This window comes from Anaerovorax odorimutans, assembly GCF_024459955.1.
GTDB classification, from domain to species: domain Bacteria; phylum Bacillota; class Clostridia; order Peptostreptococcales; family Anaerovoracaceae; genus Hominibacterium; species Hominibacterium odorimutans_A.
In genome coordinates this window covers 1-214 of sequence record NZ_JANFXK010000260.1, presented here as the reverse complement: position 1 = coordinate 214, position 214 = coordinate 1, and the positions used below count along the sequence as shown (strand labels likewise).

1 protein-coding gene is annotated in these 214 nt (G+C 44.9%); it reads right to left on the bottom strand.

All coding sequences use genetic code 11. The annotated features are described in order from the left end of the window. Window positions 1-8: 8 nt before the first annotated feature. A complete protein-coding gene (locus NE619_RS19250) occupies window positions 9-128 on the bottom strand; it encodes an endoribonuclease YicC domain-containing protein (RefSeq protein WP_256133950.1) in 120 nt (39 codons plus the stop codon). Window positions 129-214 lie beyond the last annotated feature (86 nt).

The window sequence follows — 214 nt, the reverse complement described above, 5'->3', positions numbered from 1 at the left end:
AGTCTGCGCTAATCGATATTCACAACCTGCTCGCGGATCTTCTCGATCTCGCTTTTGAGCTCCAGCATCAGATTCGTGATTTCGATATCATTGGCTTTAGAGCCGATGGTATTGGCCTCCCGAATCATTTCCTGCAACAGGAAATCCATCTTTTTGACGGCCGGTTGATTGCTCTTTTAAAGGATCTTTTTCAGCTTAATCATATGGCTGTCCA

Bases quoted from the DNA above. Each gene is read 5' to 3' on its own strand.
- NE619_RS19250 (WP_256133950.1), bottom strand. From the start codon at position 128: ATGATTCGGGAGGCCAATACCATCGGCTCTAAAGCCAATGATATCGAA.